This is a genomic window from Streptomyces sp. NPDC051105 (assembly GCF_040682795.1).
Lineage (GTDB): Bacteria > Actinomycetota > Actinomycetes > Streptomycetales > Streptomycetaceae > Streptomyces.
This window is the reverse complement of sequence record NZ_JBFBBR010000012.1, coordinates 1-19050: the sequence shown is the minus strand read 5'-3', so window position 1 is coordinate 19050 and position 19050 is coordinate 1. Positions and strand designations below refer to the sequence as shown.

The 19050-nt window shown below is 72.7% G+C and carries 20 protein-coding genes; 16 read left to right on the top strand and 4 right to left on the bottom strand.

The features are described from left to right. The first annotated feature begins 529 nt into the window (after positions 1-529). The 6 genes from AB0N16_RS27745 to AB0N16_RS27720 all read left to right on the top strand — a co-directional run bounded on the left by AB0N16_RS27745 (position 530) and on the right by AB0N16_RS27720 (position 5555). Positions 530-997, top strand: a complete 468-nt coding sequence (locus tag AB0N16_RS27745; protein ID WP_365801237.1) for a hypothetical protein — start codon at positions 530-532, stop codon at positions 995-997. A gap of 27 nt (positions 998-1024) precedes the next feature. Continuing rightward, a complete protein-coding gene (locus AB0N16_RS27740) occupies positions 1025-1891 on the top strand; it encodes a fructosamine kinase family protein (RefSeq protein WP_365801235.1) in 867 nt (288 codons plus the stop codon). Positions 1892-2068: 177 nt separating this feature from the next. After that, positions 2069-2260, top strand: a complete 192-nt coding sequence (gene tgmA / locus AB0N16_RS27735; RefSeq protein ID WP_133024031.1) for a putative ATP-grasp-modified RiPP — start codon at positions 2069-2071, stop codon at positions 2258-2260. 15 nt (positions 2261-2275) lie between these two features. Next, positions 2276-3259: an ATP-grasp ribosomal peptide maturase gene (gene tgmB / locus AB0N16_RS27730; protein ID WP_365801233.1), complete on the top strand. Its 984-nt coding sequence runs from the start codon at positions 2276-2278 to the stop codon at positions 3257-3259. Between the two features lie 47 nt (positions 3260-3306). Beyond that, a complete protein-coding gene (locus tag AB0N16_RS27725; RefSeq protein ID WP_365801231.1) occupies positions 3307-4194 on the top strand; it encodes a Gfo/Idh/MocA family oxidoreductase in 888 nt (295 codons plus the stop codon). 263 nt (positions 4195-4457) lie between these two features. Further along, the gene (locus AB0N16_RS27720; protein ID WP_365801229.1) at positions 4458-5555 is read left to right on the top strand and encodes a PP2C family protein-serine/threonine phosphatase; all 1098 of its coding nucleotides are present in this window, start codon (positions 4458-4460) and stop codon (positions 5553-5555) included. A 31-nt stretch (positions 5556-5586) separates the two neighbouring features. On the opposite strand, the gene AB0N16_RS27715 is transcribed toward AB0N16_RS27720, so the two are convergent. Both AB0N16_RS27715 and AB0N16_RS27710 read right to left on the bottom strand, forming a co-directional pair. Beyond that, positions 5587-6027 (bottom strand): Lrp/AsnC family transcriptional regulator, encoded by a 441-nt coding sequence (locus AB0N16_RS27715; protein ID WP_365801227.1) that lies wholly within the window; start codon positions 6025-6027, stop codon positions 5587-5589. 38 nt (positions 6028-6065) lie between these two features. Beyond that, entirely contained in the window at positions 6066-7415 is a 1350-nt protein-coding gene (locus tag AB0N16_RS27710) for a transaminase (RefSeq protein ID WP_365801225.1), read from the bottom strand. Between the two features lie 335 nt (positions 7416-7750). On the opposite strand from AB0N16_RS27710, the gene AB0N16_RS27705 reads away from it, so the two are divergent. Further along, complete coding sequence (locus tag AB0N16_RS27705) at positions 7751-8218, top strand: hypothetical protein (protein WP_365801223.1); 468 nt, start codon at positions 7751-7753, stop codon at positions 8216-8218. Between the two features lie 5 nt (positions 8219-8223). Here the strand turns inward: AB0N16_RS27705 and AB0N16_RS27700 are convergent, their stop codons facing one another. Then, positions 8224-8397 carry a hypothetical protein gene (locus tag AB0N16_RS27700; protein WP_365801221.1) on the bottom strand — a complete coding sequence of 58 codons (174 nt, stop codon included), beginning with the start codon at positions 8395-8397 and terminating at the stop codon, positions 8224-8226. A gap of 221 nt (positions 8398-8618) precedes the next feature. Here AB0N16_RS27700 and AB0N16_RS27695 point away from each other — a divergent pair, with 221 nt between their 5' ends. The 7 genes from AB0N16_RS27695 to AB0N16_RS27665 all read left to right on the top strand — a co-directional run bounded on the left by AB0N16_RS27695 (position 8619) and on the right by AB0N16_RS27665 (position 15345). Beyond that, complete coding sequence (locus tag AB0N16_RS27695) at positions 8619-9866, top strand: serine hydrolase domain-containing protein (protein WP_365801219.1); 1248 nt, start codon at positions 8619-8621, stop codon at positions 9864-9866. Between the two features lie 217 nt (positions 9867-10083). Further along, entirely contained in the window at positions 10084-11520 is a 1437-nt protein-coding gene (locus tag AB0N16_RS27690) for an ATP-binding protein (RefSeq protein WP_365801217.1), read from the top strand. Continuing rightward, a complete protein-coding gene (locus AB0N16_RS27685) occupies positions 11517-11939 on the top strand; it encodes a roadblock/LC7 domain-containing protein (protein WP_360494230.1) in 423 nt (140 codons plus the stop codon). The genes AB0N16_RS27690 and AB0N16_RS27685 overlap by 4 nt, the downstream gene beginning before the upstream one ends. Beyond that, the gene (locus AB0N16_RS27680) at positions 11936-12298 is read left to right on the top strand and encodes a DUF742 domain-containing protein (protein ID WP_365801215.1); all 363 of its coding nucleotides are present in this window, start codon (positions 11936-11938) and stop codon (positions 12296-12298) included. The genes AB0N16_RS27685 and AB0N16_RS27680 overlap by 4 nt, the downstream gene beginning before the upstream one ends. Beyond that, on the top strand, positions 12270-12893 hold the full coding sequence (locus tag AB0N16_RS27675; protein WP_365801213.1) for an ATP/GTP-binding protein: 624 nt from the start codon (positions 12270-12272) through the stop codon (positions 12891-12893). The genes AB0N16_RS27680 and AB0N16_RS27675 overlap by 29 nt, the downstream gene beginning before the upstream one ends. After that, positions 12890-14116: a cytochrome P450 gene (locus AB0N16_RS27670; protein WP_365801211.1), complete on the top strand. Its 1227-nt coding sequence runs from the start codon at positions 12890-12892 to the stop codon at positions 14114-14116. Before AB0N16_RS27675 ends, AB0N16_RS27670 begins: the two co-directional genes overlap by 4 nt. Beyond that, positions 14113-15345: a cytochrome P450 gene (locus tag AB0N16_RS27665; protein WP_365801209.1), complete on the top strand. Its 1233-nt coding sequence runs from the start codon at positions 14113-14115 to the stop codon at positions 15343-15345. Before AB0N16_RS27670 ends, AB0N16_RS27665 begins: the two co-directional genes overlap by 4 nt. Before the next feature lie 135 nt (positions 15346-15480). Here the strand turns inward: AB0N16_RS27665 and AB0N16_RS27660 are convergent, their stop codons facing one another. Further along, positions 15481-17010: a helix-turn-helix domain-containing protein gene (locus AB0N16_RS27660; protein ID WP_365801207.1), complete on the bottom strand. Its 1530-nt coding sequence runs from the start codon at positions 17008-17010 to the stop codon at positions 15481-15483. 420 nt (positions 17011-17430) lie between these two features. Between AB0N16_RS27660 and AB0N16_RS27655 the strand changes: the two genes are divergently transcribed. Further along, complete coding sequence (locus tag AB0N16_RS27655; RefSeq protein WP_365801205.1) at positions 17431-18051, top strand: L-threonylcarbamoyladenylate synthase; 621 nt, start codon at positions 17431-17433, stop codon at positions 18049-18051. Positions 18052-18163: 112 nt separating this feature from the next. Further along, entirely contained in the window at positions 18164-18919 is a 756-nt protein-coding gene (locus AB0N16_RS27650; protein ID WP_365801203.1) for a dienelactone hydrolase family protein, read from the top strand. Positions 18920-19050 lie beyond the last annotated feature (131 nt).

Genomic DNA, 19050 nt, shown 5'->3' with positions numbered 1-19050 from the left:
TCGCGGGGCGCGCTCCGGGGCCATCACTGTGAGGGTCAATGTGACCTGGCTGTTTCCCAGGGCACAGGGCGGCCGGGGTACCGGCCGTGCACCCGTCCCCGGCCCCCCGGGCGTGGTTCGGCCATGCCCCCTCCCCCGTCCGGACCGGTCGGGTCGTACGGTCGCGCGGCCGCGCGGCCGCGTCTAGCCTCGATCCGAAAGGCCGTCCGACTCCGAAAGCCCGCCTGACAAGGACCAGGACCCGTATGCCCGGCCGCCTCCCCCGACGTGTGCTCACTCTCCTGCTCTGCGCCCGAGGCCGGCCGGACTGAGGGCTGCCAGGTCACCGGCAGCCGCTCCGGGATACGCTTCATGAAGCCGTCCGCCATACCGGTTGGGCGGCCGGCACGGCCAGGGCGAGGTCCGGCAGCCTGTCGAGCAGGACCAGGGAAGTCCCGTGGAAATACGGGTGCTTTCAGGCCGCCGAGGTGGCAACCTCCTCTACTGTCCGATGAATACCGCAGGGGGAGGTATCACCGCAGTGAACCGTATGCTCACTTCTTTCGGCGTCCTGGCTGCCACCGGCGTCGTCACCGCCGCCCAACTGGGCCTCGCGACCGGCGCGTCCGCGCAGGCCGGGGCGGCCCGGAGCACCGGCTGCCCGGTCGACATCGTCTATCCGAGCCGCTTCTACGTGAACTCGGGCGGCTGGGTCACCAACGGCGGCCTGTACTTCGCGGTGAAGAACACCAGCGCGAGCAAGAGCTTCAAGAAGGTCACGTTCACCGTCACGGACGTGAAGAACATCCGCTTCGGCAGCGCCACGGCCAAGGGCGGCAAGGTCAGCCACAAGACGTCGAAGACGGTGTCGGTGTACACGACGACGCTGAAGAAGAAGGCCAGTCTCGGCGTGAAGGTGCAGACGCATCTGCTGAACACCCACACCTACAAGGTGAAGTTCGCCCTGCACGGCACGGGGTGGAACTGCGCCGTGGACCAGGGCACCTGGGGCTCCTGACCTGGGACGGCCCGTACCCTGGTGACCGTGGTCGACGACGGCGAAGGGGCAGGCGCGGCGGCCGCCCGGCTCACCGGGCGGCCGGTCTCGGCCGTGCGGGCACGGTCGGACAGCCTGGCGGAGGTGATGCTCGCGGGCGGGCACGCCGTCATGGTCAAGCGCGGCGACGACCCCGGCACGGTACCGGCCGAGGCGGCCGGGCTGCGCTGGCTGGCCGCCGCCGGAGCGGTCGCGGTGCCCGAGGTGCTGGGACACGACGAGCGGTGGCTGGTGACCGAACTGGTCCCCGCCGGACGCCCGGCCGCCGAGGCGGCGACGCGTTTCGGCCAGGCGCTCGCCGCTCTGCACGCCGCCGGGGCCCCGGCCTTCGGGGCGGCGCCACCGGACGGCCCGGACGACGCCTGGATCGGCCGCGCCCCGATGCGCAACGAGCCGGGCACCGACTGGCCGCACTGGTACGCCGAGCACCGCGTGCTGCCGTATCTGCGGATGGCGGTCGACCGGGGGACCCTGCGGCCCGGCGAGTCGGCGGTGGTCGAGCGGGTCTGCGAGCGGCTCCCGGAGGTGGCGGGGCCGCCCGAGCCGCCCGCCCGGCTGCACGGAGACCTGTGGAACGGCAATGTCCTGTGGGGCGCCGACGGCCTGGTCCGGCTGATCGACCCGGCCGCGCACGGCGGGCACCGCGAGACCGATCTGGCGATGCTCCGTCTCTTCGGCTGCCCGCACCTTGACCTGATTCTGGAGGGGTACCAGGAAGTGACCCCCCTGGCCGTCGGCTGGGCCGAGCGTGTGGCGGTGCATCAGCTGTTTCCGCTGCTGGTGCATACCGCGCTCTTCGGACGGGGCTACGCCGAACGGACCCTGGAGACATCCCGGACCATCGCGGGCATCTGACGCCGTCACATGCCGGACCGGCATGTGAAATCGGCCACGGGCGGGAGCTATTCGCCGCTTGGTTTCGGGCTGATTCCTTAACAACCCCTTAATTAGGACTGAGATTACGCAGAGTAAGGAAACCAACCACGCGTTCGAATCGTATAAGTGCATGGAAGAACGAAACAGGGAGAGACCATGCAACCGTTCGCGCTCAACTACGCACGCCCCGCAGTGCAGTTGGACGTCACCACTCCGTACGCGTATGACTCCGGACTGCAGTTGAACGTTCTCCTCGATGGCCGGATCGCAGCCACCGATCACGCAACGCTCAGAGCCCTGGGGACCACGACCTCCACGGCGGGCTCCAAGACGCACTTCGACGACTGAGCGCGGACCCCGACGATGACCGTGCTCATCCTGACCAGTGACGAGGACGTGACGGCGGACATGGTGGTCCTCCGGCTGCACGAGACCGGAGTGCCCGTCGTTCGCCTCGATCCTGCCGATCTGACCAGCGGTGTGGCCCTGTCGGGCGAGTATGTGCAGGGCGCCAGTCGCGGACACCTGTCCGTGAACGGGCGCCTGGTGAGCATGAACGGCCTCCGCTCCATCTGGGTGCGCAGGCCGGGAGTGGCGGCCGCCCGGGCCCCCCAGCCGTCCGCCTGGCTGACCGAGGAGTCCGAACAGGCGTTGTACGGCATGCTGCGCGGGACCGACGCGCGCTGGATGAACCATCCGGACGCGGCCCGCCGGGCCCGCCACAAGCCGTGGCAGCTACGGCTGGCGCAGCGCAGCGGGCTCGCCGTGCCCGCGACGCTCATCACCACGTTCCCGCAGGCGGCCAGGGAGTTCGCCGAGCGCTTTCCGGACCTGGTGGTCAAGCCGGTGTCGGGGGCGCATCCGCAGGAGCCGCCGCGGGCGGTGCCGACCAGCCGGGTGGCACCGGACACCGACTTCGCGGCGGTGGCGTTCGGGCCGACGCTGTTGCAGCGACGGGTGGCCAAGCGGGCCGACATCCGGCTGACGGTGGTCGGCGAGCGGCTGCTGGCCGCCCGCAAGCCGGTGAGCCCGGACGCGCGTCCCGACGACGTGGACGTCCGGTTCGCCCCGTCCAACTCTCCCTGGCTGGCGGCGGAGGTACCGCCGCGAGTCGCCGAGACCGTTCACACGTATATGAAGGACGCCGAGCTGGCCTATGGTGCCTTCGACTTCGCGGAGGACGCCGACGGCATCTGGTGGTTCCTGGAGTGCAACCAGTCGGGTCAGTTCGGTTTCGTCGAGATGGACACCGGTCAGCCGATCGCCGAGACCATCGCCGGCTGGCTGGCGCACGGCACGGAGCAGCACCGGCCGTACGTCAACGGCGGGCGAAGCAGGACGCCTTGACGGTCTGGGCGACGAGGTGGAACCGGGCACGGAGAAGGGAACGGGAGATGCGCATCGGACTGCTGGGGACGGGCCCCTGGGCACGGGCGGCATACGCCCCCGCGCTGGCGGGGCACGGATCGCTGGACTTCACCGGGGTGTGGGGCCGCCGCCCGGAAGCTGCGGCGGAGCTGGCCGAGGAGTACGGGGTCCGGGCGTACGACGACGTGGACGCGCTGTTCGCCGATGTCGACGCGGTGGCGGTGGCGCTGCCGCCGGCCGTCCAGGCGGAACTGGCGGTGCGGGCCGCGGCGGCGGGCCGGCATCTGCTGCTGGACAAGCCCCTCGCGCTCGGCGTCGCCGAGGGGCGGGCGGTGGTGGCGGCGGCCAAGCGGGCCGGGGTCGCCTCGGTGGTCTTCTTCACCACCCGCTTCCAGGGCGAACCCGAGGCGTGGATCGGCGAGCAGGCCGCCACGGCGGGCTGGTTCACGGCACGGGCGCAGTGGCTGGGGTCGGTGTTCACCGACGAGAGCCCGTTCGCCGCGTCGCCGTGGCGACGGGAGAAGGGCGCGCTGTGGGACGTGGGCCCGCACGCCCTTTCCGTGCTGCTGCCGGTCCTGGGCGACGTACGGCGGGTGGCGGCCGCCGTGCACGGCCCCGCGGACACCGTCCATCTGGTTCTCGACCATGCCGGCGGCGCGTCGAGCACGGTGACCCTGAGCCTCACGGCTCCCCCGGCGGCGGCCGGGGCCGATGTGGAGCTGCGGGGCGAGGCAGGGGTGACGCTGCTGCCGAGGAGTACGGAAGGAGCGGTACCCGCCCTGTCCCGGGCCGCCGACGCCCTGGTCACCGCCGCCCGCACGGGCCGCCCGCACCCCTGTGACGCCGCGTTCGCGCTGCGGGTCACCGAGATCCTCACGGAGGCGGAGACCCTGCTGGGCAAGGACGTCGGCTAGCGCTCTGCAAAGGGTCCGGCACGTCACCCGGCGCCGGCGGCGGTCGTCGCCCGGCTCCCGGGCCGTCTCCGACCTGTCGCGCCCGGAAGGCCATGAGGGAGCGCGGGGTGGGTGAGGTACATCACACTCGCCTCCTTCCGTCCCGTCTCGGGCGTGCGGCCCAACGGTGGGGCCCCGATCCGGACCCGCCCGCGGAATGCGCCACCACGGCATTTCAAGATCCGCACGGGACCGGTGCCCGGGCACGGGCGTAGCTTAGGGATGTGACTTCGGTGCGCGGCTGGTCGCCGCGTGGCTACCGGGACGGACGTGGCTGGCTGCAGGGTGCGCCGCCGCCGCGCTGGGTACGGGTGCTGCCCTTGCTGCTGCTCGCGATCGTGACCGCGGCGACACTGATCAGCCCCGACGGACACGACTTCGGCTTCCTGCTCGGGGCCATCCCGCCGCTGGCCGTCCTGTCGTACGGCCCGCTGGCGACGGCCGTGCTCAGCTGCCTGGTCGTGGTCCTGCTGAACGTGCCCGCCACCCATCTGAACCATCCCGGCGACACCGACCTGCTCACGGTCACCTTCGTCGCACTGCTGAGCGTGTTCGTGTCGTACGTGCGCAGTCACCGGGACGCTCAGCTGGTCACCGAGCGGGCGGTGGGCGAGGCGGTGCAACGGGCCGTGCTGCCGCCGCTGCCGGAGCGGGTCGGGGCGGTGGGGTGCGCCGGGCTGTACCGGGCCGCACAGCACGGCACGCTGGTCGGCGGGGACTTCTTCGACGTGCGGGAGGGACCCTTCGGCGTGCGGGCGGTGATGGGGGACGTACGCGGGCACGGGCTGGCCGCCGTCTCCACGGTGGTGTCGCTGCTCGGCGCGTTCCGGGAGGCGGTCCTCGACCAGCCGGACCTGGAGTCGGTGGCGGCGCGGATGGACCGCCGGCTGACGGTGGACTCGGGCGACGTACCGCACGCGGAGCTGTTCGCGACAGCCCTGCTGGTGGAGTTCTCCGCCGATCTGCGGTCGGTGCGGCTGGTGGCCTGCGGCCATCCCGCGCCGGTGCTGCTGCGCGACGGCCGTGCCCAGGAACTGGCGGTCGCGCCGGGGGCACCGGTGGGGCTCGGTCTGGTGGGGGTGGAACCGCCGAAGGAGGTCACGGTCGAGCTGGGGCCCGGCGACCGGTTGTTCATCGCCTCGGACGGCGTCTGGGAGGCGCGTGACCGGGCCGGGCGCTTCTACCCGCTCCCGGACCGGCTGGCCGTGTTCGCCGGCGCGGAGGCCCCCGAGCTCACCGAACTGGTGTGGGCCGACCTGACCCGGCGCTGCGAGGTGCGGGACGACGCCACCATGCTCGTCCTGGCGCCCGCCATCACCTGAGGTCCCGGCCCATCCCGGCCCACGTCCCGGCTCAGCCCACGTCCCACAGGAAGCGGTGGGTGTGGATGCCGAAGTACGGGAACGAGCGGACCTCGCGCACGCCCTCGATGGGCCGGACGACGTCGTTGACGAAGTCGAGCAGGTCCTTCGGGCCGGGGGTGACCACCTCCGCGAACAGGTCGAAGCCGCCCGAGGCGAACACCGAGTAGACCACTTCGGGGTGCGCGGCGAGGGCGTCGGCGACGACGCGGGGGTCGCCGTCCACGCCGATGCCGAGCAACGCCATCGCCTGGCCGCCCATGGCCATCGGGTCGGTGACGCCGACGACCTGCACGGCCCGGGAGTCCAGCAGGCGCTGCAGCCGCTGCCGGGCCGCGGAGGCGGACAGGCCGACCCGGGGTCCGAGGTCGGCGTAGGCGATCCGGCCGTCGTTCTGCAGCTCGCGCAGGATGGCCCGGTCGATGTCGTCCATGTGGGTCCCGACTCCCCTTCCCGTCCTCTTTCCCGCCCTCAGCCGACCAGTGCGAGCAGGGCGGCGCCGAACACCGCGGTGTGGGTGTCGACGTCCTGCTCGGTGGTGTCGGGGCACATCAGGGCCATGTTGTGGAACGGGGTCAGGAGGATGCCCCGGTTGGCGAGGTAGAGGTGCAGGAAGTCCTCCAGCTCGGGGTCGGCGGCGGCCGCGGACTCGGTGCCGGTGCGCGGGGCCGGGGCGGCGAAGCGGTACTCGGTGCGGGCCCCGAGCCGGCTGACCGACCACGGCAGGGCGTGCGCGTCCACGGCCTGCCGGACGCCGGTCTCGAAGCGTTCGGAGAGCCGCGCCATGCGGGCGAAGGCCTCGTCGGTGAGGACATGCTCCAGGGTGGCCCGGGTCGCCGCGACCGAGAGCGCGTTGCCGGCGAGGGTGCCGCCGACCCCGCCCATGTCGACCAGGTCCAGGTCGGCACGGGCCAGCAGGCGCTCGGCGAGCTCGGCGGAGAGGCCGTAGGCGCCCGCCGGGATGCCGCCGCCGATGGCCTTGCCGATGGTCAGCAGGTCCGGCTCCAGGTCCCAGGCGGCGGTGCAGCCGCCGGGGCCGGCGGAGAAGGTGTGCGTCTCGTCGTTGATCAGCAGCGTGCCGTACTGCCGGGTCAGGGCGCGCACGCCGGCCAGGTAGCCGGGCTCCGGCAGGACGATGCCGATGTTGGTGAGCGCGGGTTCCATGAGGACGGCGGCCACGTCGCCGTGGGCGAGTTCGCGCTCCAGCTGCGCCAGGTCGTTGAACTCGGCGACCCGGCTGGTCAGGGTGACGTCACAGGGCGCGCCGACGTTTCCGGGGCGGGGTGCGCCCTGGCCGTCGGGGCCCACGACGATGAGGGACTCGTCGACGCTGCCGTGGTAGCTGTAGCTGTTCACCAGGATCTTCGGGCGGCCGGTGACGGCCCGGGCGAGCCGGATCGCCCACCGGTTGGCGTCCGTCGCGGTGAGCGAGAAGCTCCAGCGGGCCAGCCCGAAGCGGCGGGTCAGCTCCGCGCCCACCCACTCCGCGTCCTCCGTCGGCAGCATCGCGGTGGCCCCGCCCAACTCGGCGAACCTGCGGTGTACCGCCTCCGTCACGACGGCCGGCGAGTGACCGGCCATCGCGCCGGTGTCGCCCAGGCAGAAGTCGATGTACGTGTGCCCGTCGATGTCGGTGACCCGGGCGCCGCGCGCGGTCGCCAGATAGCGCGGGAAGGCACCGGCGGTCTTGTTCATCCAGGTCATCGGGACCCGGCCGAAGAGATGGCCGGCGTCGGCATATGCCGCTCGGGAGCGGGGATTTCGCCGCTCGGCCTCGGCGCTCTCCCGGGCCAGCAGGGCGTGCAGTCGGGTGCGGTCCATGGAATACCCCTGGTCGGGAGCGGGCGGCGACGGAATGCCGGGAGCATACGACCGATACCAGCGCGACTACAACATCTGACGCTCGAATCATTTGCCGCGACGACGGATTCATGCGCCACCCGCGCCCGAGGGACTGCCTCGCACCGCTCGCCAAGCGCACCGGCACTCGGTGTTCGAACATTCGCCCCAAAACGCCAGGGTTCGCCACCCCTTCCGCCACATAGAAATATCTACCAGCATGCATATGCCGGGTCGGCGTGCGAACGCACCGACTGCCCGGTGTCGGTCGTTCCCTGCGCCCGAAACAGGTGAGCGGTGATCCCCCGGAGCGGTGCATGACGAACGCGATGTGGATGCAGGGTGTGGAATGGCTCGCGGCGGCCTCGGCGGACCCCCGGACGTGCAAGCGGGAGTGGGACCACGGGGAGGGCGTGGCCCTGCTGGAGGCGGGCCGCTTCTGGGACGTCCTGAGCGTCCCGGAACGGCTCGGTCTGCTCACCCTGGACCTGCTGTGGCGGCCGTCGCTGCCGGTGCCCGGGCCCACCCTGGTGGACAGCGCCGCGGGCCGGGTCGGCTTCTTCCTGCCGCCCGATCCGTCCGGCGGCTGGATCGGCTCCGGCCTGCGCTATGCGACCAAGGGCGCCTGGGTCGCCGTACCGCCGCCGTACCGGCCGGCGCGGTATCTGGAGTGGCTGGTGCCGCCGGACGGCAGTGGTGCGCTGCATCCGCCGGGCACGCTGGAGGTGGCCCTGCGGGAGGCCAACGGGGCGCTGGCGGTGCTGGCCCCGATGTGCGGGGAGTAGCGAGGTCAGCGACGGGGCGGCGGGACGAACACGATGGCGCGCCGGCTCTCGGGGCCGGCCGGCACGGTACGGCCCTGGTCCCGCCACTCCTGCCGGAGCTGGGCGTAGATCGGCTCGCTGGAGCGGAGGGCGCGCGGCTCCCGGGCCGGGTGCCAGGGCGTGGGTGAGGATCCGTCCATGCCGGAGCAACGCCCGGAACGCGCCGGCGGTACGCGCCGTCCGACGCGCTCACCGGGTCGGGTGAGCACAGCCCCCCGATCGGACCCGGCCGCCTGTCCTACAAGCATTCCGGGGTCCCCCGGTCGACAGGCACCGTCGGACGCGCACTCGTATCCTGTGAAGTCAGGGTTCTGACGTCCGACCCCACCGCACGTCCCTCTCACGTGCTTGGAGTCAGCCCATGTCGCACACGTCCGCCATGCTGCGCGGCGGGGCCGCGATCGCCGTCGTGCTGGGGACACTGACGGTGCCGCCGGCCGACGGGGCGGCCGCCTCCGCACCGGCCGCGATCGCCGCGCCCTCGCCCACCCCGTCACCGTCCGGCAGCCCGGACGTCCTGGGCATGACCCCGGCCGTGGCCCGGCAACTCGACGCGGCCGTGCGGAAGGTCATGCGCGAGGCCGACGTGCCCGGGGTGACGGTCGGGGTCTGGACACCCGGCCGGCCCGACTACGTTCGCTCGTTCGGGGTCGCGAACAAGGACACCGGGCAGAAGATGTCGTCCGACCTGTACATGCGGATCGGCAGCGAGACCAAGATGTTCACCGTGACGGCCGTGCTGCAACTGGTCGACCAGGGCAAGGTGGGCCTGGACGACCCCATCGGCGAGTACCTCGACGGGGTGCCGGGCGGCGACCGGATCACCCTGCGGGACCTGGCCGGGATGCGCAGCGGGCTGTTCAACTACTCCGAGGACAACAGCTTCTTCAAGGCGCTGACCTCGGATCCGCAACGCCCCTTCACGCCACGGGAGTTGCTCGCCTACTCCTTCAAGCACCCGCCGCTGTTCCAGCCGGGGCAGAAGTTCTCCTACTCCAACACCAATCTGATCCTGCTCGGCCTGCTCGTCGAGAAGGAGAGCGGGCAGCGGCTCGGCGACTACCTCCAGGAGCACGTCCTGGCTCCGGCGGGCATGAGCCACACTCTGTTCCCGACCGGGAACGAGTTCCCCGCCCCGCACGCACAGGGCTACACCGACCAGACGGCGACCGGAAAGGTGGAGGAGACCGCCGGCTGGAACCCCTCCTGGGCCTGGGCGGCCGGCGCGATGATCTCGGATCTGGACGACCTGCACACGTGGGCGCGTACGGCGGCCACCGGCGTCTTCCCCGACGGTACGGCCATGGTCGGCCCGGTCGTCCAGAAGCAGCGGCTGACGGCCCCGCCGACGGAGATCCCGGGCGCCGGGTACGGGCTCGGCATCTTCGACGTCCAGGGGTGGATCGGGCACAACGGCTCGCTGCCGGGTTACGAGGCCCTGACCGTCTACCTGCCGTCGGCGCGGACGACCGTGGTCGTCCTGCTGAACACCGACATCAGCTACCGGGGGAACATCGAGCCCAGCACCCTGGTCGGGCGGACGATCACACAGATCATCTCGCCCGCCCACGTCTTCGACCTGCCGGCGCCGGCCGCCGCCACGCGCTGACGGCACGAACCGCACACGGCTCCAACTCGCCTTCTCCGTACGGCATTTCCGACAGTTGACACAGAAGCGAACACTCACCGAGCGGATTCGAAGTGATGTAACGATTCACCGTGCGGGACCGGTCGATGACGGTGTGTACTGTGCTGCGAGCGCCACATGGGAGGGCCCTGGGCTCCCCGTGCCCACTGCTGCCCTACTCCCCCTGGAAACCGATTCCATGATCGAATTACCGGAACTGGTGGCCGGTGGTCTCGCCGCCGGAACGCTCTCCGCGCTCGCCCTCGGTGGCAGCCTGCTGCGGGCCCGGCGCCAGAAGGCGGCACTGCGGGCCGAGGCGCAGGAGTTGCGTGCCCGACTGGCGGGAGTCGAGGGCACGTTCATCGCCGAGATCGAGCATCTGGCCGCCCGCCGGATGCCGGCCGCCGCCGCGCAGCTCACGCATCCGCACCTCAAGGTGCCGGGTCCGGCCGGGCAGAACACGCCCGGGACCCCCACGGGGATCGCGCTGGAGTACGTACTCACCGCGCTGCGCGAGGAGTTGACCGCGCAGCGCACCCGGATCGACGCGGCCGCCCAGGCCGGTCTGCGGGGCGCCACCCGGGAGATCCAGGCCGCCCTGTACCGCCTGCAGGACGCCCTGCGGGGACTCCAGCAGCGCTACGACGAACCGGAGTTGGCGCAGACGCTGTTCGCGCTGGACCACGAGAACGAGCAGTCGCTGCGGCGGGCGCAGGTGGCCGCCGTGGTATGCGGGGCCTGGGTGGGGCTGGCCCGCGAGGAGTCGCACGTGGTGGACGCCGTGACCGGCGGTCAGGCCCGGCTCGCCGGCTACCACCGGGTCACGGTCCACAACCATCTGGAGCCGGGCACCGCCCTGGTGTCCCACGCGGTCGAGCCGGTCGCCATCATCGTCGCCGAACTCCTCGACAACGCGCTGCGCCACTCGGCACCGGACACCGACGTCGTGGTCAATCTGGAGCACGTCCACCACGGGGTGTGCGTCACCGTCGACGACGCCGGCCTCGGTATGACGCAGGACGAACGGGCCCGCGGCCAGCGGCTGGTGGCGGGCAGCGACCCGATCCTGCTGACCGACCTCGGCGATCCGCCGCGCATGGGCCTGGCCGCGGTCGGCCAGCTCACCCGCCAGTTCGACCTGAGCGTCGACGTCTCCTCCCCCTCGCCGTACGGCGGGGTGCGCGCGGTGCTGCGGGTCGACAGCCATCTGCTCGGCCGGATCGACCCGGAGGCACGGCCGCCGTCGGCCAGCGCACCGCGCTCGACGCGCGAGCGCACGGTGGTGCGCCGGAAACCGGCGCGCGAACCGGCCGCGCACGAGCCGCGGTCGGCCGAGTCCCCGGCACCGGCCACACCGGCACCGGCCGCACCGGCACCGGCGCCCGCCGCGGCCGAGCACGAGCGCGCCCCCGGCCACCAGGAGCCGGGGGACCAGGGCGGTCTGCCGCAGCGACGGCGTCGTACCCGTCCCGACGTCCCCGGCGTACCGCGGCAGCAGCCGGCCGCCCGGCGCCCCGAGGAGGCGGCCGCCGCGCTCGCGGCCCTGCAGTACGGCACCGCGGCGGCGCGCACTCCCAGGCGGGCCGGCGCGCCCGATCCCCAACTGACCGACGACGAAGGAGGAGCGGCCAGATGACCAGCCGCGATGCGGGCGAGACGGCATGGGTGCTGGATCCGATCCTGCAGGTACCGCATGTACTGGCCGCCGTCCTGCTCACCCGGGACGGCCTCGCGACGGGCTACACCGACGCCCTGTCCCAGGCGACCGCCGAGCGGGTGGCCGCGATCACCAGTACCGTGCAGGGCGCCTGCCGGGCCGCGGCCGCCGCGTTCGCGGACCGGGACCGGGCCGAGGTGCGGCAGGTGGTCGTCGAGTCGGACCACGGGTACGTGCTGATCGTGCCGACCGACCACGGCACCTGTGTGGCGGCCTACGGCGACCCGGAGGTGCGGCTGGACCTGCTGGCGCACCGGGTGCACTCGCAGGTGGCCCGGCTCGGCGAGAAGGCGATGGCGGCGGCGCCCAGAGGCTCCGACGGCGGCGCGCCGGCATGACCGGCCGCCGTGGCGGCCGTCCCCTGGTCCCCGCGTATCTCTCGACCGGCGGGGTGGCTCGGCCCAGCCGTCCGTATCTGGAACGGCTGACGGTGCTCACCCGCGACGGCACCCCCCTGCCCGCCGGTCTCCCCGCGGCCGAACAGGCCCTGCTGGAGCTGCTGTCCGGTGGTGCGCTGACGCTGGTGGAGGCGGCGGCGCTGCTGATGCTGCCGGTCTCCGCCGTCCGGGTGCTGGCCGCCGACCTCGTCGACCGGGACCTGGTCCAGGCCCGCGCGCCGATCCCGCCCGCCGAACGGTTCGACCCCGACCTGCTGAAGAGAGTGGCCGATGGCCTCCGCGCCCTCAAGCACCGGTGAGCTGCCCCGCGCGGGCGGCCCCCATCTCCCCGACACCGCCCGCGACTTGGTGAAGATCCTGGTCACCGGGCCGTTCGGGGTGGGCAAGACGACCCTGATCGACTCGGTGTCGGAGATCCGCCCGCTGCACACCGAGGAGCACCTCACCGAGGCCTCCGTCCATGTCGACGGACTCGACGGGGTGCGGGAGAAGGAGACGACGACCGTCGCGATCGACTTCGGTCGGATCAGCCTGGCCGGCGGCATCGTGCTCTATCTGTTCGGGACTCCGGGGCAGCAGCGGTTCCGGACGCTGTGGGACGACATCTCCTACGGGGCGCTGGGCGCCCTGGTCCTGGTGGACAGCCGCCGCATCGACGCCTCCTTCGACGTGCTGGGGCTTGTGGAGGAGGCGGGGCTGCCGTACGCGGTCGCCTTCAACGCGTTTCCCGACGCGCCCAGCCACTACACGGGCGAACAGCTGCGCGCCGCCCTGGACCTGGAGCCGGGCACCCCGATGGTGACCTGTGACGCCCGGGACCCGCACTCCTCGGTCGACGCGCTGCTCGCCCTCGTACAGCATCTGATCGACGACCGGCCGGCGGAGGCCCGATGACCGTGCAGCAGTCCTTCACCGTCTCCGGACCGGTGCGCCTGTGGGAGGACGGCTTCGCCCGGAACCCGCACGGCTACTACGCGGCGTTGCGCGCCCAGGGCCCGGTGGGCTGGGCGGAACTCGCGCCGGGCACGCCCGCGTACGTGATCACCGAGCGGCATGCCGCCCTCGACGTGCTGCGGGACGTGGAGACCTTCTCGCACGACCCGCGGGACTGGGAGGCCACCGTCCCCGAGGACTCCCCGCTGCTCGGCATGATGCGCTGGCGGCCCAACGCCCTGTTCTCCGACGCCGACGCCCACATCCGCTACCGCACCAGCCTCATCGACGTGTTCGACCTGATCGAGCCGCACGACCTGCGCGCCCTGGTGCACCGGGCGGTACGCCTGCTGGTGGACCGCTTCGGGCCGCGCGGCGAGGCCGATCTCGTCGCCGACTTCACCCGGCCGCTGATGGCGCTGGTCTTCAACAACCTGTTCGGACTGCCCGACAGCCAGGGCGACCGGCTCAACGAGGGCCTCCTGAAGATGATGGAGGGTGGCGCGCAGGCGGCCGAGGGCGAGGCGGAGTTCGCCGACTACGTGCTGCGGCTGGTCGCCGCCAAGGTCGCCGAGCGCGGCGAGGACCTGCCGAGCATGCTCCTGGACCATCCGGCCGGGCTGACCCCGGAGGAGGTCACCTGGCAGGTCTTCCTCACCCTCGGCGCGGGATACGAGCCGACCACCAACCTGGTGTCCAACGCACTGTCCCGGGTCCTCGGCAACTCCGTCTACTACTCCACGCTGACCAGCGGCGCCCGCCCGGTCATGGACGCGGTGATCGAGGTGCTGCACCACGAGACCCCGCTGGCCAACTACGGGATCTACTACGCCCGCCGGCCCGTCTCCTTCCACGGGGCGTGGGTCAGGCCGGCGATCCCGGTGGTCGTCTCCTTCGGTGCCGTGGGGCTGTTCGCCGAGCGGGAGGTCAGCAGCGGCCGGCGGGCCGGTGACGCCTCGCACCTGTCGTGGGGCGCGGGCCCCCACGCCTGCCCGGTGCGGCACCACGCGCTGCTCATCGCGACCGAGGCGATCGAGCGGCTCACCCTGTGGCTGCCCGACCTCGACCCGGTCCTGCCCCGCGAACGGCTCAGCTGGCGGCCCGGCCCGTTCCACCGCTCGCTGACGGCCCTGCCCGTCCGGTTCAGCCCCCGCTCCCCCGACCAGCCTGGAGAGTCGTCGTGACCGTCACCGACCGTATCGCCCTCGACCCGTTCGGCTCCGACATCGCGGCGGAGAGCGCACGGTTACGTGCCCTCGGCCCCGTCGTTCCGGTTGAACTGCCCGGCGGCATACCCGCCTGGGCGCCCACCGGCTACGACGTCCTCAAGGAACTCATCCTCGACCCCCGGGTCAGCAAGGACCCGCGCCAGCACTGGCGGTTGTGGCCGGAGATCGGCGAACACCCCTCCTGGGGCTGGGTGGTCAGCTGGATCGGCGTGGTCAACATGCTCTCCGCCTACGGCCCCGACCACACGCGGCTGCGCAAGCTGGTGGCGCCGAGCTTCACGCACCGGCGTACCGAGGCGATGCTGCCGCGCGTCGCCGCCATCGCCGGGGAGCTGCTCGACGCGGTGGCGGCCGCGGGCGCCGACGGCTCGGTGGTGGACCTCCGTGCGGAGCTGGCGCATCCGCTGCCCATGCGGATGATCTGCGAACTGTTCGGCGTGCCCGAGGACATGCGGGAGGACACCGGCCGGCTCATCGCGGCCATCATGGACACCTCCGACCCGACCCCGGAGCACGCGGCGTTCGTGCAGGAGCGGATCGGCACGGTCCTCGGCGGGCTGATCGCGTACAAGGCCGCCCGTCCCGGCGACGACATGACCACGGAGCTGATCCGGGTCCGCGACGAGGACGGTGACCGGCTCAGCGACGAGGAGCTGCTGTACACGCTGCTGCTGGTGATCGGCGCCGGTTTCGAGACCACGGTCAACCTGATCGGCAACGCGGTGGTGGCGCTGCTGACACATCCGGGGCAGCTGGCGGCGGTGCGCGCCGGGACGGTCGGCTGGGGCGCGGTGATCGACGAGACGCTGCGGGTTCATCCGTCGATCGCCGCACTGCCGCTGCGGTTCGCGGTGACCGACCTGAAGGTGGCGGACGTCACCGTTCCGGCCGGGGACGCGATCATCACGACGTACGCGGCGGCGGGCCTGGACCCGGAGCGCTACGGAGCGGACGCGGACGTGTTCGACGCGGCGCGCGGCGCCGACGACCATCTCTCGTTCGGACTCGGGGTGCACCGCTGCATCGGCGCGCCGCTGGCCCGGGCGGAGGCACTCGCCGCGTTGCCCGCCCTGTTCGGCCGCTTCCCGGGTCTGCGGCTGGCGGTCGGGGCGGAGGAACTGCGGCAGGTGCCGTCGTTCATCGCCTTCGGCTGGCAGGAGATCCCGGTACGGCTCGGGACGTGAGCCCCCCGCGCGGATCCGGGGTCGCGGGGGCTGCGACCGGTCCCCCGTTCCGGTCGTGCCCCCGCGGAACGTGAACTTACGTGCGGATCCGGCCGTTGGGTACCGCGTCGATGCCCGATCGGGCACCCGGAGGGCTCACCCGTGCACAGGTGAGTCCGGTTGGCCCGGATTCGCCCGGAGCAGGGCGGGGGCGGTGAGGTCCCCGAGGGCGAGGTGGGCCAGGACGACCTCGTACAGGTCGGTGCCGGCGGCCAGCAGCTGACGCTCCAGGACGGGTTCGGCGCCCCGGACGTGTTCGCGGACGGTCTGGGCGTGCACCCCCAGGTCCTGGGCGGCGCGTTCGGCGTTGCCGCCGGCGGAGATCCAGGCGCGCAGGGTGCCGCGCAGATCACGGCCGTCCCGGGTCAGCCGGTCCAGCAGGTCGTGCGCCCAGGCGCGGAGTCCGGGTCCGGCCAGCAGGTCCCCGAGCCGCGCGCCGGACGTCTGGGGTGCCGTGGCGCCGAGGTCCTCGGTCCGGGCCGCCTCGGCGTTCAGGGCCAGATGAGCGATGGCGCGCACCGCGAGGTCGGAGAAATCGGCGCCCAGGAGGGCCTCCACGCGGTCCATGCGGGCGCGGACGGTGTTGCGGCTGACGCCGAGGACCTTGGCCGCGCTGACGGCGGTGAACTCCAGGCCCAGGCGGGTGGTGGCGAGGAGTTCCGCGCGGGTGTGGTGGGGCAGGGTGTCCAGCGGCCGGAGCACGGTCGTGGACCAGGCGTGCAGCGCGGCGGGGTCCATCAGCCGTTCCGGGTGGGTGCGTTCGGCGTAGACGGCGGCCTGGTCGGGGCGGAAGCGGGCGACGGCCAGGGCGCTGATGGCCTGGCCGTAGGCGGTGGCGGTGCGGGCGAGGCTCTGCCGGACGCTGCCGCCGAGGAAGGTGCCGGGGCGGCCGTCGACCAGCGAGCGCAGCCACTGACCCGCCGTGGGAGCGGGGCTGACGACGATGACATGGCCGTCGACGGCGGGGCAGCGCACCACCAGGGCCTGGCCGCGGGTGATGTCGAGGCAGTCCTCGGCGAGCCCGTCGCGGTCCGCCGGGTGCCCCTCGACGATGTACACGCAGACGCTGTCGGTGTCGAGGAGGCCGGGCCACAGCCCGGCGGCGACCCGCCGGGCGGAGACGGTGTCCTCCACCATCAGCAGTTGCAGGATGGCCAGGCGCAGATCGGCGGTGGCCCGTCGGAGCCGGCGTCCGGCGGCCGTCGACTCGCGCTCGCGCAGCAGGAGTTCGACGATGCCGGCGGTGTGGGTGACGATCTCGGCGGCGCGCCGGTCGAAGGGGGTGGCACGGGCCACGGCGAGCAGCGAGGTGGCCCCCGGGCGCTGCTCTGGGGCGTGCACGGAGACCACCCGGAGATGCCGCTTACCGTCCTGGACGGCGGCGGCGGAGATCCGGCCGGTGACCACCTCGGCGACGAGGCCGTCGTCGAGGGACAGCCGCTCCCCGGCGAGCAGGGTGCCGTCGGCGTCCTGGAGGCAGACGGTGGCCTGCACCGCGCGGGCGAGCCAGGCGACCACGCGGCGCGGGTCACGGGCGCCGGGCCGCAGATGGTCGAGGAGCTGCGCGGCCCAGGTGTCGCCGTGGGATGCCGGGGGGTGCGGGCCCTCGCCTTCCCGGCCTGCCATCTCGCCCTGCTCCTCGTCCCTAGCGTCCGCCTCGGCCTACGGACGTTACCCGATGAACCTGGGCGGGTCCCGGCCGCCGCTACACCTCCGCCGGCGGCCCTCGGGGGAGGGGCCGCCGGCAGAGAACGCCTCACCCGGGGCCGGGGGGGAGGGCCCTCGGGCGGCTGATAGGCGGGTGCCCCGGAAGTCCGGCGGGTATGCACACGGATTCCGAAGACGCGGGCTGGGACGGATCAGCACCCTCCGCCGGGCTCCGAAAAAGGCGACACCGGTCCCACACCGATCCAGGCCCACACCCGCCCCACCGGACCCACAACGACCCAGGAACGCACCCGCCCTACCGGACCCACAGACCCGGGAACGCACCCGCCCCACCGGGTCCGCGCGGTCGTCCGGGCCCGTACGGCATAAGCTCGTCGAATGGCGAAGTACTTCGACGTGCACCCCGACAACCCGCAGCCGCGCAGCATCTCCCAGATCGCCGACGCGGTGCGCTCGGGGTCACTCATCGCATACCCGACCGACTCCTGCTACGCGCTGGGCTGCCAGCTCGGCAGCCGCGACGGCATCGACCGGATCCGCGGCATCCGGCACCTGGACGACCGGCACCACTTCACCCTGATGTGCCGCGACTTCGCCCAGCTCGGCCAGTTCGTGCGGGTCGACAACGACGTGTTCCGGGCGGTGAAGGCCTCGACCCCCGGCAGCTACACCTTCATCCTGCCGGCGACCCGGGAGGTGCCGCGCAAGCTGCTGCACCCGAAGAAGAAGACCGTCGGGGTGCGTATCCCCGACCATGTGGTCACCCAGGCGCTGCTGGCGGAGCTGGGCGAGCCGCTGCTCTCCAGCACCCTGCTGCTGCCGGACGAGAAGGAGCCGCTGACCCAGGGCTGGGAGATCAAGGACCGGCTCGACCACCAGGTGGACGCGGTGGTCGACTCCGGGGACTGCGGCACCGAGCCGACCACGGTCATCGACTTCTCCGGCGGCGAGGCGGCGATCGTCCGCCGGGGCGCGGGAGACACCTCGCGCTTCGAGTGACGCCGGGGTCCCCGCGCGAGGGTCCTCTCACCTTCGCGTGCCACGATGATCGTGACATGCCGCGCCGGGCCTCCCCCGACCCGACGCCGACTCCACAGAGAGGCACTGCGCCATGACCGCCGTACAGGGAACCGACGTGGACATCACCACCGAGGACGGCGTCGCCGACGCCTACCTGGCCCACCCCGCCGACGGACTCCCGCACCCCGGCGTGCTCTTCTACCAGGACGCCTACGGCATCCGCCCGCACCTGAAGTCGATGGCGGACCGGCTCGCCGGCGCGGGCTACACGGTGCTGGTCCCCAACGTCTTCTACCGCAGTGGCCGCACGCCCGTCATCGACCTCCCCGAGTTCATCGACCCCTCGGCGGACCCGACGATCTGGCAGCGGATCATGCCGATCATGATGTCGCTGACGCCCGAGTTCATCGACCGGGACTCGGCCGCCTACCTCGACTGGCTGGCCGAGAGCCCGCTGGTGGCCGACGGGCCGGTCGCGATCACCGGGTACTGCATGGGCGCCCGGCTGGCCGTGCGGACCGCTGCCGCGTTCCCGGACCGGGTCGCGGCCGTGGGCGGCTTCCACGGCGGCCGCCTGGTCACCGAGGATGCGGACAGCCCGCACCTGCTGGCCGCCGGAATCACGGCGGAGGTGTACTTCGGCTTCGCCGACCAGGACCAGTCGATGACCGAGGAGCAGATCCGCACCTTCGAGGAGGCGCTCACCGCCGCCGGGGTCCGCAACACCTGCGAGATCTACCGGGGCGCCGAGCACGGCTACACCCAGGCCGACACCCCCTCGTACTCCGCCGAGGCCGCCGAGCGTCACTGGGACGCGCTGTTCGGTCTGCTGAAGCGCACCTTCTGATCCCACCGCGTCCCGAGAATCGGGGGGGCCCCCGCCCGCGGGGCCCCCCGTAACGCCCCCACCATGTGATTGCCCCCCCGCACCCGCCCCCCGGGGGGGCGCACCGACAGGGGAGGGCCCAAATTAGGAAG

Excerpts from the sequence above, each read along its gene's own strand:
- AB0N16_RS27690 (WP_365801217.1), top strand. The coding sequence starts at position 10,084 with ATGATCGAATTACCGGAACTGGTGGCCGGTGGTCTCGCCGCCGGAACG.
- AB0N16_RS27685 (WP_360494230.1), top strand. The coding sequence starts at position 11,517 with ATGACCAGCCGCGATGCGGGCGAGACGGCATGGGTGCTGGATCCGATC.
- AB0N16_RS27675 (WP_365801213.1), top strand. The coding sequence starts at position 12,270 with ATGGCCTCCGCGCCCTCAAGCACCGGTGAGCTGCCCCGCGCGGGCGGC.
- AB0N16_RS27650 (WP_365801203.1), top strand. The coding sequence starts at position 18,164 with ATGACCGCCGTACAGGGAACCGACGTGGACATCACCACCGAGGACGGC.
- AB0N16_RS27725 (WP_365801231.1), top strand. The coding sequence starts at position 3,307 with ATGCGCATCGGACTGCTGGGGACGGGCCCCTGGGCACGGGCGGCATAC.
- AB0N16_RS27705 (WP_365801223.1), top strand. The coding sequence starts at position 7,751 with ATGACGAACGCGATGTGGATGCAGGGTGTGGAATGGCTCGCGGCGGCC.
- AB0N16_RS27710 (WP_365801225.1), bottom strand. The coding sequence starts at position 7,415 with ATGGACCGCACCCGACTGCACGCCCTGCTGGCCCGGGAGAGCGCCGAG.
- AB0N16_RS27660 (WP_365801207.1), bottom strand. The coding sequence starts at position 17,010 with ATGGCAGGCCGGGAAGGCGAGGGCCCGCACCCCCCGGCATCCCACGGC.
- AB0N16_RS27695 (WP_365801219.1), top strand. The coding sequence starts at position 8,619 with ATGTCGCACACGTCCGCCATGCTGCGCGGCGGGGCCGCGATCGCCGTC.
- tgmA (WP_133024031.1), top strand. The coding sequence starts at position 2,069 with ATGCAACCGTTCGCGCTCAACTACGCACGCCCCGCAGTGCAGTTGGAC.
- AB0N16_RS27700 (WP_365801221.1), bottom strand. The coding sequence starts at position 8,397 with ATGGACGGATCCTCACCCACGCCCTGGCACCCGGCCCGGGAGCCGCGC.
- AB0N16_RS27680 (WP_365801215.1), top strand. The coding sequence starts at position 11,936 with ATGACCGGCCGCCGTGGCGGCCGTCCCCTGGTCCCCGCGTATCTCTCG.
- AB0N16_RS27655 (WP_365801205.1), top strand. The coding sequence starts at position 17,431 with ATGGCGAAGTACTTCGACGTGCACCCCGACAACCCGCAGCCGCGCAGC.
- tgmB (WP_365801233.1), top strand. The coding sequence starts at position 2,276 with ATGACCGTGCTCATCCTGACCAGTGACGAGGACGTGACGGCGGACATG.
- AB0N16_RS27670 (WP_365801211.1), top strand. The coding sequence starts at position 12,890 with ATGACCGTGCAGCAGTCCTTCACCGTCTCCGGACCGGTGCGCCTGTGG.
- AB0N16_RS27715 (WP_365801227.1), bottom strand. The coding sequence starts at position 6,027 with ATGGACGACATCGACCGGGCCATCCTGCGCGAGCTGCAGAACGACGGC.
- AB0N16_RS27745 (WP_365801237.1), top strand. The coding sequence starts at position 530 with ATGCTCACTTCTTTCGGCGTCCTGGCTGCCACCGGCGTCGTCACCGCC.